Annotated in this window: 14 protein-coding genes; 13 read left to right on the top strand and 1 reads right to left on the bottom strand. The window is 71.1% G+C overall.

Annotated features, from left to right (window positions below):
* Window positions 1-1253: ATP-binding protein (locus tag IJH84_RS06690; RefSeq protein ID WP_295141572.1), on the top strand; the 1253-nt coding region annotated here is incomplete at its 5' end.
* 8 nt (window positions 1254-1261) lie between these two features.
* Here the strand turns inward: IJH84_RS06690 and IJH84_RS06695 are convergent.
* A complete protein-coding gene (locus IJH84_RS06695; RefSeq protein WP_295141575.1) occupies window positions 1262-1849 on the bottom strand; it encodes a DUF4157 domain-containing protein in 588 nt (195 codons plus the stop codon).
* 236 nt (window positions 1850-2085) lie between these two features.
* On the opposite strand from IJH84_RS06695, the gene IJH84_RS06700 reads away from it, so the two are divergent.
* From IJH84_RS06700 to IJH84_RS06755, 12 genes are all read left to right on the top strand, one after another.
* Window positions 2086-3615 (top strand): phage tail sheath family protein, encoded by a 1530-nt coding sequence (locus IJH84_RS06700; protein WP_200069675.1) that lies wholly within the window; start codon window positions 2086-2088, stop codon window positions 3613-3615.
* Between the two features lie 29 nt (window positions 3616-3644).
* Window positions 3645-4085 (top strand): phage tail protein, encoded by a 441-nt coding sequence (locus tag IJH84_RS06705; protein ID WP_200069676.1) that lies wholly within the window; start codon window positions 3645-3647, stop codon window positions 4083-4085.
* A complete protein-coding gene (locus tag IJH84_RS06710; protein WP_200069677.1) occupies window positions 4082-4576 on the top strand; it encodes a hypothetical protein in 495 nt (164 codons plus the stop codon). The genes IJH84_RS06705 and IJH84_RS06710 overlap by 4 nt, the downstream gene beginning before the upstream one ends.
* Window positions 4573-4731, top strand: a complete 159-nt coding sequence (locus IJH84_RS06715; protein WP_200069678.1) for a DUF6760 family protein — start codon at window positions 4573-4575, stop codon at window positions 4729-4731. Before IJH84_RS06710 ends, IJH84_RS06715 begins: the two co-directional genes overlap by 4 nt.
* 2578 nt (window positions 4732-7309) lie before the next feature.
* Complete coding sequence (locus IJH84_RS06720) at window positions 7310-7579, top strand: hypothetical protein (protein ID WP_295141580.1); 270 nt, start codon at window positions 7310-7312, stop codon at window positions 7577-7579.
* A 15-nt stretch (window positions 7580-7594) separates the two neighbouring features.
* Window positions 7595-8020 (top strand): phage tail protein, encoded by a 426-nt coding sequence (locus tag IJH84_RS06725; protein WP_200069680.1) that lies wholly within the window; start codon window positions 7595-7597, stop codon window positions 8018-8020.
* A gap of 14 nt (window positions 8021-8034) precedes the next feature.
* Window positions 8035-8751, top strand: coding sequence for a LysM peptidoglycan-binding domain-containing protein (locus IJH84_RS06730; RefSeq protein ID WP_200069681.1), 717 nt, complete (start codon window positions 8035-8037; stop codon window positions 8749-8751).
* A complete protein-coding gene (locus IJH84_RS06735; RefSeq protein ID WP_295141585.1) occupies window positions 8748-10553 on the top strand; it encodes a VgrG-related protein in 1806 nt (601 codons plus the stop codon). The genes IJH84_RS06730 and IJH84_RS06735 overlap by 4 nt, the downstream gene beginning before the upstream one ends.
* Before the next feature lie 31 nt (window positions 10554-10584).
* On the top strand, window positions 10585-10875 hold the full coding sequence (locus tag IJH84_RS06740; RefSeq protein WP_200069683.1) for a PAAR domain-containing protein: 291 nt from the start codon (window positions 10585-10587) through the stop codon (window positions 10873-10875).
* A complete protein-coding gene (locus IJH84_RS06745; RefSeq protein WP_295141588.1) occupies window positions 10872-11285 on the top strand; it encodes a GPW/gp25 family protein in 414 nt (137 codons plus the stop codon). The genes IJH84_RS06740 and IJH84_RS06745 overlap by 4 nt, the downstream gene beginning before the upstream one ends.
* Complete coding sequence (locus IJH84_RS06750) at window positions 11285-13249, top strand: putative baseplate assembly protein (RefSeq protein ID WP_295141591.1); 1965 nt, start codon at window positions 11285-11287, stop codon at window positions 13247-13249. The genes IJH84_RS06745 and IJH84_RS06750 overlap by 1 nt, the downstream gene beginning before the upstream one ends.
* Window positions 13246-13800 carry a phage tail protein gene (locus IJH84_RS06755; protein ID WP_295141594.1) on the top strand — a complete coding sequence of 185 codons (555 nt, stop codon included), beginning with the start codon at window positions 13246-13248 and terminating at the stop codon, window positions 13798-13800. The genes IJH84_RS06750 and IJH84_RS06755 overlap by 4 nt, the downstream gene beginning before the upstream one ends.
* The last annotated feature ends 539 nt before the right edge of the window (window positions 13801-14339 follow it).

The raw sequence follows: 14339 nt of genomic DNA on the forward strand, positions 1-14339 counted from the left end.
AAGCCCCGGACCCCGCGGCCGCACTGGCGGCTGCGATCCGCGAAGCGCGGCTGCGGCGGGCCGGTCTCATCTTCGGTCCACTTGAGACGGTCGAAGCGGCGCTGCGCCCGCTGCTGCGGCGGATCGTGGCCGCATCGCAGGCGATTCCGGTGTTCGTGCACGGCGCTTCGAGCTGGGACCCGGGCTGGGCGCGGGAATCGCCGGTCTCGATCGCGGTCGAAGCACCCGAGCTGCGCGCGCAGGAATGGCGCGACGCCCTGGAAGACGCCGGTGAAGCACCGCGGCCCGAGCACATCGAAGCCCTGACCCCGTACCGCCTCGGCCCCGACCAGGTGCGCCGCGCGGCTTCCGTCGCCGCCCGGCTCGCCCGGCTCGACGACCGGGCGATGGACACCGCCGACCTGCGAGCCGGCGTCCGCGCGCAGAACGGCGCCGGTCTGGAGCGGCTCGCCCGCCGCATCACCCCTTCGGTCGGCTGGGACGACCTGGTGCTGCCCGAGTCGGCCCAGCGCGCGCTGACGGAGCTGTCGCTGCGCGCCCGGCACCGCGACCGGGTGCTCGGCGAATGGCGGATGCGGCCCGGTGGTGGGCGCGGCCGCGGCGTGCTGGCCCTGTTCGCGGGCGAATCCGGCACCGGCAAGACGATGTCGGCCGAGGTCGTGGCCGCAGACCTCGGCATGGACCTCTACGTCATCGATCTGTCCACAGTGGTCGACAAATACGTCGGCGAGACGGAGAAGAACCTGGAACGGATCTTCACCGAGGCGGCCGGGGTCAACGGCGTGCTGCTGTTCGACGAGGCCGACGCGATCTTCGGCAAGCGCTCCCAGGTCAAGGACGCGCACGACCGCTACGCCAACGTCGAGTCCGCGTATCTGCTGCAACGCATGGAAAGCTTCGACGGGCTCGCGGTGCTGACCACGAACCTGCGCGCGAACCTGGACGAGGCGTTCACCCGGCGCCTGGACGTCATCGCCGACTTCCCGATGCCCGAGGCCGCGCAGCGCCGCGCCCTGTGGGACCGCTGCCTGGGCACCGCACTACCCCGCGCCGAAGACCTGGACCTGGACTTCTGCGCGGAGCGCTTCGAGCTCTCCGGCGGCTCCATCCGCGCCTGCGCGGTCACCGCCGCCTACCTCGCGGCCGAAGCCGACGGCCCGGTGGGCATGACGGAGCTGGACACGGCAGTGCGCCAGGAATACGCGAAACTCGGCCGCCTGGTACTGGAATCGGAGTTCGGCCCGGGAGACTGACGAGGAGTTCAGGCCGACTCGTAGCCCGAGTCGTAGCCGTCCTCGTCGTCGTGCTTGAGCGGAGCGCTCATCACCTGCCGCGCGTTGTGCTCCGCCGCGCGTTCGAAGCTGTCCGACGGGTCGGAAACCTTGAGCCCGTCGCCGTTGTCGGTGCCCGCGACCGGGCCGGAGCGCTGCTGCAGCACGTGGGTGAGTTCGTGGGCGAGGGTGTGCTTGTCGGAGCCGCCCGACCCGAGCACGACGTGGTTTCCGGAGGTGTAGGCGCGGGCGCCGATCTCCTCCGTCGAGCGCTGCGCGACGCTGTCGGTGTGCACCCGCACGTCGGAGAAGTCCGCGTTCATCCGGGTCTGCATCTCGTCGAGCAGCGGAGCGTCCAGCGGCGCCCCCGGAGAATTCAGTACACCGTGGACAGTGGACCGCTGCACGTCCGTTTCCTCCTGCGCGCCATCGACCATCCGCGCCACCGCGGCATTGCCCAGGGTCCGCTGCAGGTGCAGGAGGTGCGCGGCGGTGCCGGATTCCGGTGCGGGTGCGGCGCGCCGCGGTTGCTCCCGGCGAGTCGCCGAATCCTTGTCCGCGTTCTGCCGTTCGCGCATGGGTTCCCTCCGGGTCGCACGGCTCGACACCACGGTTACCCGCTCACCCCGGCGCAGCGGAATGCCCGGAAGGGCAACGCTGCGGGCAACGCGGCGGATGCGTCCCGAAAGGCACCCGCGCGCTGCCCGCGGAGGCAGCCGCGCTGCCCTCGGCGGAGGCCGCGCGGACCTGTTCGCGCACGGCCCGCGGTGGCGAGACTTCCCGCTGGGAGATCGCCGCACACCGAGGAGCGCACATGCCGTCGTACCTGTCCCCAGGCGTGTACGTCGAAGAGGTCCAGAACGGCTCGCGGCCGATCGAGGGCGTCGGGACCGCGGTCGCCGCCTTCGTCGGGTTCGCGCCGCAAGGGCCGTTCCACGAACCCACGCTGGTGACGAACTGGAACCAGTACGTCGAGAACTTCGGCGGGTTCGACGACGGGTACCTCGCGCACGCGGTGTACGGCTACTTCGCCAACGGCGGCGGCTCGGCCTACGTCGTGCGCATCGGCGGACCCGCGCAGACCTCCGCGCAGTCCGCAGCGCCCGCCGAATCCCGCCCGGACCCGGTCGAACTCGGCGACCTGCGGATCTCCGCGCTGCCGGGCGCGGGCGGCGAGGTGACCGTGGAGGTCGCCGACGCCGACGGGGACAACCCGCCGGACGACCGGTTCAAGCTGCTGGTGCGCCAGGGCGGCAAGGTCAGCGAGACCTTCGACGTCTCCACCCGGCGCAACGTCAAGAGCTACGTGGTCAACCAGGTCCGCGAACGCTCCAAGCTCATCGAGATCACCGAGCCCGCAGCGGCGCTGAGCCGCCCGGACAACCAGTCGGTCACGCTGCCCGCCACCCCGGCGCCGAGCAACGCACCGGCCAAAGTGGACGCCGGCGAGTACGTCGGGGACCTCGCCGCGCGCACCGGGTTCGGCGGCCTGGAAACGGTCGACGAGATCACGATGGTCGCGGTGCCCGACCTGATGAGCGCCCACCAGCGCGGGCTGATCGACGCCGAGGGCGTGCGCACCGTGCAGCTGGCGGCCATCTCGCACTGCGAGCAGCTCGGCGACCGGGTCGCGATCTTGGACGCCCCGCCCGGGCTGAACGCCCAGCAGGTGCGGAACTGGCGGGCCGACCAGGCCGGTTACGACTCGCACTACGCTTCGCTCTACTACCCGTGGATCAAGGTCTTCGACCCGGGCACCGGACGCAACGCACTGGTGCCGCCGAGCGGGCACGTCGCCGGAGTCTGGGCGCGCAGCGACAACGAACGCGGCGTGCACAAGGCACCGGCCAACGAGGTGATCCGCGGCGCGGTGGATCTGGAGACGCGGCTGAGCAAGGGCGAGCAGGACCAGCTCAACCCGATCGGCGTGAACTGCGTGCGCGCGTTCGCCGGGCGCGGCATCCGGATCTGGGGTGCCCGCACCCTTTCCTCCGACCCTGCCTGGCGGTACTTGAACGTGCGGCGGCTGTTCAACTACCTGGAGGAGTCGATCCTGCTCGGCACCCAGTGGGTCGTGTTCGAGCCGAACGACGACCGGTTGTGGGCCAGCATCCGCCGCAACATCAGCGCCTTCCTGCACGAGGCGTGGCGCGACGGCGCGCTTTTCGGCCGCACTCCGGACGAAGCCTTCTACGTCAAGTGCGACCGGGACAACAACCCGCAGGAATCCATCGACCTCGGCCGGGTGGTGTGCGAGATCGGAGTGGCGCCGGTGAAACCCGCGGAGTTCGTCATCTTCCGGCTCTCGCAGTTCTCCGACAGCACCAGCCTGCTCAGCGAATGACACTCCAGCAACGTGAAAGGTGATCGATCATGGCCGAAGGTGATGCGCTGTCCGTCCACCGGTTCGGTGTCGAACTCGGCAGCGTGCAGGTCGAGACGGTCAAAGAGGTCAGCGGTCTGGTACTGGAGCAAGAGGTGGTGGACATCCCGCAAACGACCCCGACCGGCAAGCCGATGGTCAAGCGCCAGCCCGGCCCGCAGCAAGGCGGCGAGGTCACCATCACCCGCGGCCTGGACAAGAGTTCCGAGTTCTCCCAATGGCTGAACAAGACGCTGATCGACGGCGACGTGGAGAACGCGCGGGAGAACCTGACCATCGAGGTGATGGATTCCAAAGGGGAATCCGTGCGCCGCATCATGCTGTTCGACGCCTGGGTCAGCAAATGGGAGGGCCCGGAACTCACCGCCGGGGAATCCAACGCCGCCACCGAGAAGGCCACCATCGTCTTCGAACGGATCGAGCTCGAGTGAGACGGAAGATCACATCGCTGTCCGACCTCGACGAGGCCGCGGGGCGCAATCGCCCCGAGGCGGCGGAGAGCCGCGCACCGCAGTCCACCGGTGGGCAGGAGCCGTCCGGCGGCCAGCAGGCACCGCACGCCGAGTTCGACTTCGAACTGCCGCGCGGCTACCTGCACACCGACGGCACCGTGCACCGGCACGGCCGGATGCGGCTGGCCACCGCGCGGGATGAGCTGCGCCCGCAGATCGACCTGCGGGTCAAGGAGAACCCGGCATACCTGAGCGTGGTGCTGCTGAGCCAGGTCATCACCCGCCTCGGCGATCTCACCAGCGTGCACGCCGGGCTGGTGGAGAACATGTACGCCACCGACATCGCGTTCCTGCAGGACTTCTACCGCCGGATCAACAGCGAGGGCCACACCAGGGCCGGGGTCACCTGCCCGTCCTGCTCGGCCAGCTTCGAGATCGACCTGGCGGGTGGTCGCCTGGGGGAATCGTGACCTGCGCGGCCGACCGGCTCTACGAAGAGGTCGCCTACGTGGCCTACCACTTCCACTGGCCGCGCGAGGAGATCTTGGAGCTGGACCACCTCGAGCGCAGGCGCTGGGTGCGCGAGATCGCGAACATCAACCAGCGACTGAACGAGGGCGGGTGAGACGGTGCCGCGCTGGAATCCCTTCCGCCGCCGCAACAGGACCGCGTCACCGGACCGCGGCCCGGACGCCTCGCACGACGCTCCCGCCCCGCAGGCCGATCCGGCCTGGGACGGCGGCTGGCGCCGGAGCACGCCGATGAACGGGGTGGTGCAGCGAGCGGGCTGCGACGTCACGCAGGCGGCGCGGTTCACCGAGTCGGTGACCTCGTACCAGCGGCACGGGGTGCTGGGCGAGCTGGGCCATCGCGTGCGCGCGGACGCGCCTTCCGGGGTGATGGCCGGGCTGGCGCAGGTGGTTCCGGGTACGCCGGTGCAGCGGAGTTCGGACGAGCAGCTGCCGGTTCGGCTCGCGGGCCCGGAACTCGGTGATGCTGAACCCGGTGATGCTGCGTCCGGTGATGCTGGCTCCGGTACCTCCGGCTCCGGTTCCGCGGGCTCCGGCCGTGCTGTTTCGCGGAGTGCTGTTTCGCGCCGTAAGGGCCCTGCGCGCTCGCGTACTGCGGGTTCCGGAAGCGCGGCCGCTGGCACCGGGAACTCCGGGACTGGGAGCTCTGGGAACACCGACAGCGGAAACATCGGCAGTGGCGCTTCCGGTGACGCGGTTTCCCCGGTGGGCGCGAGCGGTTCAGGCTCGGGCGGTCCTGCATCCCGCGGCACGGACGGTCCCGCTTCGACCGCTGAGCCGCCTTCGGGCGCTTCGCACGTTTCCCCGCCCGTGCAGCGGAAACCGGTGCCGGTGCAGCAGGTCCGGCCACCGCTGACCGTCGCCCGGCTGGCGACGCCGCTCGCGCCGCGGCCGGTGCCCGCCGTGCCCGGCTCGGCGGTCGCGAAGCCCGAATCCTCGGTTTCCGCAACGAAATCGGAAACCTCGCGCGGCACGACGACTTCTTCGGCCCCGAGCTCTTCGGCGAAGCATCCGAACACCGACGCGTCGCCCGCGGGCGCAACGCCGGAATCTCCGGACGCGCCTTCCCGCGAAGACGCGCCGCCGTTGCAGCGCTCAGTGCGCGCTGACGCGCCGCCGCTGTCCACGATCGGCGAACCGCTGCACGACCTGCCGCCGAACGCTCAGGTCGCGCATTCCCCGCAGCCGACGGAGAACCCGCTGCCGTTGGCCGGCCGGGAAGGTTCCGCGAGCACGCCGGAATCCCCCGGCTCTTCCCTGGAAGCATCATCAGCAGCGAAACCCGCACCACGGCCCGCACCGTCCAAGCCGAGCGGTGGCCCCGGCGACAACAGCGGCGGGAAAAACCCCGTGCAACGAGACACCGGGTCCGCATCGCAGAAAAAGGGTGCCGCGCCCGCCCCGCACAGCGATGGTGGCTCGACGCCTCCCGCGCACTCGGCCGGACCTGGAACCGGCGATCCCGCAGCGGATTCCGCCGCAAAATCGGGAAATTCCGGTGACCGCCCGTCGGTCCAACGGCGCGCTTCCCGCAGTGCCGACGACCGCGATGCCGACGGTACGGTGCAACGCAGCGTCGGCGATCCCGTTCGGCCCGTGGAACCCACCGTCGGGCTGGGCAGTCCGATCGCCGCGATCCCGCAGTCCGCTCGCCCGCTGACGGAAGGCGACCCGGCCAGCACGACCGCTGCCGCCGATCCGCTGCCGCTTTCGGGAAACATCCAGCGTGCGCAGGATTCGCACGCCGATCGCCCCGTCCTAGGCGAGCAGAACACACCACAGTGGACGGATAGTGCACCGGAGTCCCCGCACTCGGACCGAACCGAAAACCGGACGGTTTCCCCGGAAACGCACTCGGTGCAACGATCCGAGGCCGCGACGCCCAACTCGCCGGAAACTCCCGATCCTGCGCACCTCCCGGTCGCCGGACCGGCAACGGCGCAGCATTCCAGCCCGGCGTCCCCGGCCGAGCAGCGGCCGACGCTGCAACGCATGACGACATCCACCCAGCCCGGGTCCGCGAATCCGAGCTCCGGGCCGACCGATCCTGACCAGCCCGGGAAAGTGGCGACGACCGGCTCGCGCGCCCCGAGCGCACCCGTCCAACGCAGCACGTCCGGCCACGCGGACTCCGGTGCCGAAACGCCTCCGCTGGTGTCGCCGAAACCGGGCGAGAGCCATCCGGCCGCCGCCGACACCTCCCTGGGAGGCGGACCGCAGCTCGTCCGACCGAAGTGGACGGATCGATCGCCTTTCGCGGCACCGGAATCCCGGTCGCTGCTGGCGAAACGACCGTTGCACGTCGAGGGCGCGCTGCAACGGGCAGCCGAGCCGACGAACTCAGCGACGCCGGTCGTCCAACCGCGTTGGCGACGTTCCTCCGGCACGCCGCCGGGTTCCCCCGGCACAGCACAGAGTTCCCCCGGCACACCGCAGACGAACCCGTCCAGCCGGACGAGCCCGCACCCCCCTGCGGCTGCGCCGAGCCTCCCGCACGTCCCGAGCACGCCCGCTGCGTCCCCGCTCGGCGGTGATCCGCCCAGCACCGGAGGGAACGAGCCACCGGGCCCGGGCAGCGTCGTGCAGCGCTCCGAAGCGCCCGGGCCTTTCCCCCTCCCCCAGCCCGGACCGGGCACCGCAGGCCCACCACCCGGTCCGGCGAAAACCCCGCCCGTGCAACGCAAAACGCAGCAGCCCGCGCAGAATCCCGGCCCCCGAGTCCAAGGTGTCCCGCAAGGCGTTCCGATCAACGTCGTGCAACGGGACGCGGCGGAGAAGACCGGGCGGCAGGACCAGCAGGGCGAGCAAGCGGGATCGAGCACGGCCGACCCCGACCTCGAAGAGATGGCCCGCAAGCTGCTGGACCCGCTGCGCCGGCTGCTGCGCGCCGAACTGCGCCAAAGCCGCGAACGCTTCGGCCGCCCCTACGACCGCCGCCGCTGATCAGGAAGGACCCCCGTGGCCGACGACATCTTCGCCAGCAGTGTGTTCTTCCAGCTCACCATCGCGGGCAACGAGCTGGGCCGCTTCCACAGCTGCAGCGGGCTCGGCGCCCAGCTGGAGGTCGAGGAGTTCGCCGAAGGCGGCAACAACTCGTTCGCCTGGCAACTGCCCACCCGACTGACCTGGACCAACATCACGCTGACCCGGCCGGTCACCGAGGACACGATGAAGATCTCGCGCTGGCTGACCCGCACCATCCGCCGCAACACGCCGAAGGACGGCGAGATCGTCGCGCTGCGCCCGGACCTGACCCCGATCGCCCGCTGGCAGATCCAGGGCATCGTCCCGGTCAGCTGGCAGGGCCCGTCGTTCGACCCGGCCAGCTCGGAAGCCGCGGTGGAAACCCTCGAAATCGCCCACCAGGGCTTGCAACCGTCCTGACAGGAGGCACACCGATGGTCACCGCACCGGGCCGCAACCTCACCCGGGCCCAGCTGCGCATCATGGAGCCGCCCGCCAAGACCGGGGCGAAGCCGGGCGCCACGATCAAACGCGTCCGCCTGCAGTTCAACCCGAACAAGCTGGCGCTGACCAAGAGCACCGAGTGGCGGCGCAAACCCGCCCGCTCCGCCTCCGAATCGGCGATGCCGGAGTTCGTCGGCAGCGGCCCGCGCTCGCTGTCGCTGGAGGTCTTCCTGGACGCCACCAGCAAGCACGACGACTCCGTGGAGAAGAAGGTCGAAGACCTCATGGTCGCGTGCGTGCCCAGCCCGAAGAGCCTGAAGAAGAAGAAACCCGCCAGCCCGTGGGTGCGGTTCGAGTGGGGCACCGCGCGCACCACCTCGTTCAACGGGGTGCTGACGAACTTCTCGGTGGACTACTCGCTGTTCGACGTCGACGGCAAGCCGCTGCGCGCGACCTGCTCGCTGGCCATCGAGGAAGCCACCGTCGACGAACCCGGCCAGAACCCCACTTCCGGCGCCGAGAACGCGCGCCGCACGCACCGGGTGGTGGCCGGTGACACGCTGCCGCAACTGGCCTGGCAGGAGTACGGCGACGCGACGGTGTGGCGGATCATCGCCGAGGCCAACGGCATCGACGACCCGATGGTGCTGCGCCCGGGCAGCGAACTGCTCGTGCCCGAAGAGACCGAACTGGACGGTGCGCGATGAGCGGCAAGGAGAGCGGGCGTTCGATCGCCGCCTACCCGATCATCCGGGCGGGCGCGAAGCTGCCCGAGAAGTGGCAGGACAACCTGGTCTCCTGCGTCGTCGACGAGAACGTCGGGCTGCCGGACGAGGCGCTGGTGACCTTCCGCGACCCGGACCACGAGCTGCTCACCGACAACCCCAAGCTCGCCATCGGCGAGCAGTTGGCCGTCTCGGTCACCGCCACCAACGAAAGCGGCGAGCAGAAGCTGTTCACCGGCGAGATCACCTCGCTGGAACTGGACCACGACGGCACCGGCACGTTCACCATCGTGCGGGCGATGAGCAAGGCGCACCGGCTGATGCGCGGCCGCAAGGTGCAGGCGTTCCAGAACATGGCCGTCGAACAGATCGTGCGGAAGGTCGTCACCGGAGCGGGTCTGCGGGCCGGTCGGGTGAAGACGCCCAAGCGGGTCACCTACCAGCAGCTGTCCCAGGCCAACGTCTCGGACTGGGAATTCCTGCAACAGCTCGCCCAGGAACACGGAGCCACCGTGCAAGTCGACGAGAACGGCAAACTCGACTTCCTCCCGCTGGACCCGGCCTCCGGGGCACCGGCGCCGCGCACCCGGGCATCGGCCAGCCCGTTCGTGCTCGAGTACGGCGACAACCTGAAGGCGTTGCGGGCCGTGCTCACCTCCACCGACCAGGTCAACAGCGTCCAGGTCCGCGGCTGGGACGTGCAGACCAAGACCGCGGTGGTGGCCAACAGGCCCGTCACCAGCAGCAGCACCACAAAGCCGGGCATGACCGCCACGGAAGCCACCAAGAAGTTCGGCAAGGGCCGCAAGCTCGTCGTCACCGACACCCCGTACAGCACCCGGGCGGAAGCCCAAGCCGCCGCGGGCGCGCTGGCCGACTCGGTGAGCGCGGGCCTCGGCGAACTCGAAGCGGTCGTCAACGGCAACACCGAACTGCGCGCGGGCACCCCGGTGACGCTGGGCAACGCGGGCGAGAAGTTCTCCGGCCGCTACACCGCGACCGCGGTGCACCACGTGCTCGAACCCGGCACCGGATACCGGACCACCGTGCTGGTCAGCACCTCGCCGGACCGGTCGCTGGCCGGGTTGACCACCGGCGCCGGCGCACCGGATCCCGGATCGCGGATGCCCGGACTGGCGACCGGCATCGTCACCGACATCAAGGAGGCGGGCCGGGCCCAGCGCGGCTGGGTGAAGTTGAAGTTCCCCTGGCTGGACGCCAAGTACGTCACCGACTGGGTCCGCACCGTGCAGCTCGGCGGTCAGGGCGGCGGCGGGGTGTTCAGCCCGGACGTCAACGACGAGGTGCTCGTGGGGTTCGAGCAGGGCTGCCTGGACAAGCCCTACGTGCTCGGCGGGCTCTACAACGGCAAGGACTCCCCGTCCGAGCACGACCTGCCGCTGGTGGACCGCCGGACCGGCAAGGTCAACAGGCGTTCGCTGGTGTCCCGCAAGGGCCACCGGCTGGAACTGATCGACGGCATGCAGGGCCCGCCCGGTGTGCGCATCGCCAGCGGGAACAAGCGGCTCGAAGTACGGATGGACGAACGCGGCCGCAGCGTCGAGATCGCGGTGAAGCGCCCCGGCGGTCGCGGGGCGATGAGCACCGTGTCGGTCACCGATCGCGGCATCACGCTCGACGCCGGGATGGGCGACATCAACCTGTCCGGGCGATCGGTGTCCATCGACGCGAAGACCACGGTCTCCGTCAACGGCAAGACCGGCGCCAACATCTCCGGCGGCACCAACGCTTCGCTGCGCGCCGCCATGGTCCGGATCAACTGAGCTTTTCCCAGCCGACAAGGAGTTTCGCAACATGCCACCCGCAGCCCGGGCAGGAGATCCGACAAACCACGGCGGCGTCGTCGGGCCGCCGCCCGGCCCGGCCGCCACCGTGTTCATCGGCGGCAAACCGGCGGCGGTCATGGGCAGCACTTACACGTGCGCGAACCCATACCACCCGCCGAACACCGTGGTGGCCAAACCAACGCGCGGCGGTCAGGTGCTGATCGGCGGAGCGCCCGCCGCAAAGATGCTCGACAACACCGCCTGCGGAGCACAGATCATGGCCGGCGCGCCGAACGTGCTGATCGGGGGACCGTTGTGAGCGACCGCTTCATCGGCCGCGGCTGGGGATTCCCGCTGCGAGTCGGGCCAACCGGCGGGATCGGCATGGTCGAACGCGATCAGGAGATCGCCGAGGCCATCCGGCTGGTGCTGGGCACCGCGCCGGGCGAACGACCGATGCGCCCGGAGTTCGGCTGCGGCATCCACGACTACGTGTTCGCCCCCGGCGACGGCGCCACGGCCGGGCAGATCGCCTTCGAGGTGCGCAGCGCGCTGCGCCGCTGGGAGCCCCGCATCGAGGTGACCGACGTGGTGATCGCCTTCGACACCGAGCAGGAAGGCGTGCTCTACATCGACTTGCACTACCGGGTGCGCAGCAACAACGACGAGCGCAACCTCGTGTTCCCGTTCTACACGATCCCGCCCGGCGAATCGGCGGAGGTCGTGTGATGGCGCTGCCCAGCCCCAACCTGGACGACCGGCGGTTCCAGCAGCTCGTCGACGAGGCCAAACGGCACGTGCAGCAACGCGCGCCGGAGTGGACCGACCACAACGTCTCCGATCCCGGCGTGACCCTGATCGAAACGTTCGCGCACATGGTGGACCAGCTGGTCTACCGGCTGAACCGGGTGCCGGAGAAGAACCACCTGGCGTTCCTGGAACTGCTGGGAGTCCGGCTGTTCCCGCCCGCGGCCGCGCACGCGGAGGTGACGTTCTGGCTCTCGGCGGCGCAGGACGAGACGGTGCTGCTGCCGCGGGGCACCGAGGTCACCACCGCGCACGCCGAGGAAGAGCAGGAGATCGTGTTCGCCACCGTCGGCGAGCTGCCGATCCCCCCGTGCGAGCTGCAGACGCTGATGACGCTGACCGCGGGCGGCCGGCCCGCCGACCGCACCCCCGACCTCACCGCCGAGCAGGACGTCCAGTGCTTCCAGCCGGTTCCCGTCGCGGGTGACGCGATGCTGATCGGGCTCGACCGGCCGGTTCCCCGCTGCATCGTGCTGGTGCAGCTGGACAGCCAGGTCGAAGGCATCGGGGTCGATCCGCGCCAGCCTCCGCTGGTCTGGGAGGCGTGGGACGGCGCGGGCTGGGCCGGCTGCGAAGTCCTCGAGGACACCACCGGCGGGCTCAACCGCCCCGGCGACGTGCTGCTGCAGATCGGCCCGGCGCACACCACTTCGGCCGTGTCCGGGGTGCGCGCCGGATGGCTGCGCTGCCGGGTCGTGGAACCCGAGCCGGACCAGCCGTTCTACTCCGAGACCCCGACCGTGCGGGTGGCCGAGGTGTGCACCATCGGCGGCACCACCACCGCCGAGCACGCCGAGACCATCCGGGACGTTCCGCTCGGCGAGTCCGCGGGGGTGCCCGGCCAGCGGTTCGCGCTGGAGCAGGCACCGGTGCTGACCGACGGGGAGCCGATCGTCGTGCAGGTTTCCGCCGACGAGGGCTGGCAGGACTGGACGGTCGTCGAGCACTTCGGACACTCCGGACCCGCGGACCGGCACGTCACGCTCGATGCCACCAACGGCGAGTTCGCCTTCCCGCCCGCCGTCCGGTCACCGGACGGCTCGCTGCACCGATACGGCGCGGTGCCCGCGAAAGGCGCGCATCTCCGGGTGCCGAAGCTGCGCACCGGCGGCGGCCGGGACGGCAACGTCGCACGTGGTGCGATCTCGGTGCTGCGCAGCTCGGTGCCCTACATCTCCGAGGTGCAGAACCGGGAAGCCGCCGCGGGCGGCGTGGACGGCGAAACCGTCTCGGAAGCCATGGTCCGGGCCCCGCACCAGCTGCGGATCCAGGAACGCGCGGTCACCGCGGAAGATCACGAGCAGATCGCCCGCCAGGCCGCTCCCGCGGCCGCCCGCATCCGCTGCCTGCCTGCCGGTTCCGATCACGAACCCGGCGCGGCCCGCGTGCTGGTGGTGCCGGACGCGGTGGCCGACAGCGGCGACCGGCTCCGGTTCGAGCAGCTGATCCCGACCGAGCAGATGCTGGCCAAGATCGCCGCGCGGCTCAACGAGCGGCGCCTGCTCGGCGCGCGGCTCGTGGTGGAACCGCCGTACTACCAGGGCATCACCGTGGTGGCGCGGCTGACCACGGCCGAACCGGAGGTGAACCGGGTCAACACCGCGGCGCTGGAGGCGCTGTACCGGTACCTGAACCCGCTGCGCGGCGGCGTCGACGGCACCGGCTGGCCGTTCGGCAGGCACGTGCAGGCAGGCGAGATCTTCGCCGTGCTGCAGCGGGTCGAGGGCGTCGCGCTGGTCGACGAGGTGCGGTTGTTCCCCGCCGACCCGATCAGCGGGCGGCGCGGCAGCCCGGTGGAACGCGTCGAACTCGCCCGGCACGCGCTGGTGTTCTCGCACCAGCACCAGGTCGTGGTGGACAGCGCGGAAGGCAGCGGGACGGCATGACCCGGGGCGAGCTGCCCGAGCTGCCCAGCCGCTACCCGCTGGGCGAGCTGCTGCCAGGGCTGTACGCGGGCGATGACCTCGCGCAGCGGTTCACCGCCGGGCTGGACACCGTCCTCGCACCGATCTTGTCCACTTTGGACAACTTGGCGCACTACTTCGACCCGCGCACGGCGCCGGAGGACTTCCTGGAGTGGCTGGGCGGCTGGGTCGCCGCGCAGCTGGACCCGTCCTGGCCGGACCCGCTGCGGCGGGCCTTGGTGCAGCGAGCCGTGGAGCTGCACCGGTGGAACGGCACGCCGCGGGGCGTGGTCGAACGGTTGTGGCTGTGCCTGGGCGTGCGGTCGCGAGTACTGGACGGTCCGGGCGCGGTCATCTCGACCAGGCCCGGTACCGCGCTGCCCGGCGCGCCGATCAGCGAAGCCGTCGTACAGGTGTGGCCGGGCCGGGCGGCGGTGGACCGGGCGCGCGTCACCGAACTCGTCGACGCGGTCCAGCCGGTGCACCTGACCTGCACCGTCGAATTCCTGCCCGGCCCACCGGAAGGGGTGTAGCAATTGCGACCGTGTTCGACGTGCGGCGCCGGAGTCGCCGCCACCGACGACTTCTGCGGCAACTGCGGCAGCTACTTGGGTTGGGACACGACGCCGCGCGCGCAGCCGGACCCGGAACCGCCGACCGAACGGATCCCGCGCCCGCAAGCTCCAGACGCCGCACCGGCCGATCCCGCGCCGCGCGACCCGACGTCAGGCGACCCCGCCTCGGCAGGTCCGGTGCGGCCCGATTCCGCAACCTCCCGCCCGGCGGCAGCGCAAGACGCAACTGCGCAGAACGCCGCTGCGGCCGCTCCCGAGGTCCCCGGCGCGGTGCAACTGGCCAAACCCGTCGCACCACGCCCGGAGCGCAGCGCCGCCCCGCCGACCGAAACGCCCGACGGCCCGCCCTGCGACTCCTGCGGCACCCCCAACCCGCCGGGCCGGCACTACTGCCGCCGCTGCGCAGCGCCCCTCGTGGAAAGCGAGCGAGCCGAACAACCGCCGTGGTGGCGCCGCCCGCGCCGCCCGCGCAGCAGGGCCGGGCCGGGCAGGATGGC

Source organism: Saccharopolyspora sp., from assembly GCF_017434145.1.
Classification (GTDB): Bacteria; Actinomycetota; Actinomycetes; order Mycobacteriales; family Pseudonocardiaceae; genus Saccharopolyspora_C; species Saccharopolyspora_C galaxeae.

Bases quoted from the DNA above. Each gene is read 5' to 3' on its own strand.
- IJH84_RS06695 (WP_295141575.1), bottom strand. From the start codon at position 1,849: ATGCGCGAACGGCAGAACGCGGACAAGGATTCGGCGACTCGCCGGGAG.
- IJH84_RS06700 (WP_200069675.1), top strand. From the start codon at position 2,086: ATGCCGTCGTACCTGTCCCCAGGCGTGTACGTCGAAGAGGTCCAGAAC.
- IJH84_RS06705 (WP_200069676.1), top strand. From the start codon at position 3,645: ATGGCCGAAGGTGATGCGCTGTCCGTCCACCGGTTCGGTGTCGAACTC.
- IJH84_RS06730 (WP_200069681.1), top strand. From the start codon at position 8,035: ATGGTCACCGCACCGGGCCGCAACCTCACCCGGGCCCAGCTGCGCATC.
- IJH84_RS06735 (WP_295141585.1), top strand. From the start codon at position 8,748: ATGAGCGGCAAGGAGAGCGGGCGTTCGATCGCCGCCTACCCGATCATC.
- IJH84_RS06740 (WP_200069683.1), top strand. From the start codon at position 10,585: ATGCCACCCGCAGCCCGGGCAGGAGATCCGACAAACCACGGCGGCGTC.
- IJH84_RS06750 (WP_295141591.1), top strand. From the start codon at position 11,285: ATGGCGCTGCCCAGCCCCAACCTGGACGACCGGCGGTTCCAGCAGCTC.
- IJH84_RS06755 (WP_295141594.1), top strand. From the start codon at position 13,246: ATGACCCGGGGCGAGCTGCCCGAGCTGCCCAGCCGCTACCCGCTGGGC.